Here is a 1,340-nt window from a genome sequence, read left to right as displayed (position 1 = left end):
CCCCCTTCTCTATGGAGCCCCACAGTGATGAACGACATCCGGGCCATGCGCAACATCAACGCCAACCTGTTCGACGTGCCGTCATCGGCCAACGCCCTTGAGGAGTACGACTCCGACGTGGCCGAACTCGTCCGCGAGGCAGCGGCGCACCTGTTTAAGGCACGCCGTGACAACGACAGGGCCGCCCTAAATGAGGCGTACAACCTCACCCTGCTCGCCGCCTCCGAGCTCATGAAGGGTGCCGGTAGTTCGGTGTACGTGCGCACTCACCTCATGGTCACGGCCCGCCTGGTCGAGCTCGAAGCGGCGCTCCTCGTCGCCGAGGCCACGACCGCCAGCGAGTGAGGCCGTAGCCGTGAAGATGGATTCCGACGTTCTCAAGGTCATCCGCTCCACCACGGTCGACGGCCTGACTCTCCGCCTCCAAGGCACGCTCGACCGCAAACTGTACGACCGCGTAAACCTGGCCCTTCAGGCGGTCGGCGGCACTTGGAACCGCTATCAGCGCGCCCACATCTTCCCCTTCACCGCTGCCGACGCCCTCGCGGGACTGCTCGCCACCGGGGAAGTGATCACCGACGTCGACCGCGGGTACTTCCCCACACCGAAGCCCCTTGTCGAACAGCTCCTGGACCTGGCGGAACTCGAAGCCGGTTGTGAGGTGTTGGAGCCGTCGGCCGGACGCGGCGCCATCGCGGAGGCCGCAGCTGCCCGCGGTGCCGTTGTCGACTGCATCGAACTCGACACCACTCGTGCCGAGCACATCCGCGCCGGCGGCTACGCCCGCGAGGTCGCGGCCGCCGACTTCTTCAACGTGAAGGTGCAGCGCCGCTACCAGCGGGTCGTCATGAACCCGCCATTCGCTGACGGCAGGACATCCGCCACGTCCAGCGGGCGTTGCGCTTCGTCCAGCCGGGCGGCCTGGTCGTGGCCGTCATGTACGGCAGCCTCCCCTACCGGAGCGACCGTAAGGCCAAGGACTTCCGGGCACGGGTTCGCGAGGCGCGAGGGACTATCACGGAACTGCCCGACGACGCATTCCCGATCGGCGTGCCCACGGTGGTTGCCGTCATCCCGGTCCGAGAGCCCGCCTCGCCCTCTAGGTTCAACCCCCAGGCGCCCAGGCCTGAGGACTTCACTGCAAAGCCCGCAGCGGCCCAGCAGGGGTTGTTCTTCACCGACGCGCCGACAGCCCACGGCACAGTGCCCCTCGACGGGTTCGAGTACGGGGCCGCACCATGGCTAGAGATAGATCCCAACACTGATGGGTGATACGGTCTATCTCGTTGGTGGAAACGGCCTCAGTCGAGGAACCGGCTCACCAACGTGCCGTGGCATGC

At 66.6% G+C, this 1,340-nt stretch carries 2 protein-coding genes; both read left to right on the top strand.

The genetic code is table 11. The features are described 5' to 3' along the window. A partial coding sequence (locus STRTUCAR8_RS04035; RefSeq protein ID WP_206742934.1) for a hypothetical protein occupies positions 1–345 on the top strand: 345 nt, incomplete at its 5' end. A gap of 582 nt (positions 346–927) precedes the next feature. Beyond that, entirely contained in the window at positions 928–1,272 is a 345-nt protein-coding gene (locus STRTUCAR8_RS04030; RefSeq protein WP_143666453.1) for a hypothetical protein, read from the top strand. Positions 1,273–1,340 lie beyond the last annotated feature (68 nt).

It is taken from the genome of Streptomyces turgidiscabies Car8 (assembly GCF_000331005.1).
In the GTDB taxonomy this organism is placed as follows: Bacteria; Actinomycetota; Actinomycetes; order Streptomycetales; family Streptomycetaceae; genus Streptomyces; species Streptomyces turgidiscabies.
The sequence above is the reverse complement of the archived record's forward strand: the minus strand, read 5'-3'. Positions and strand labels throughout refer to the sequence as shown.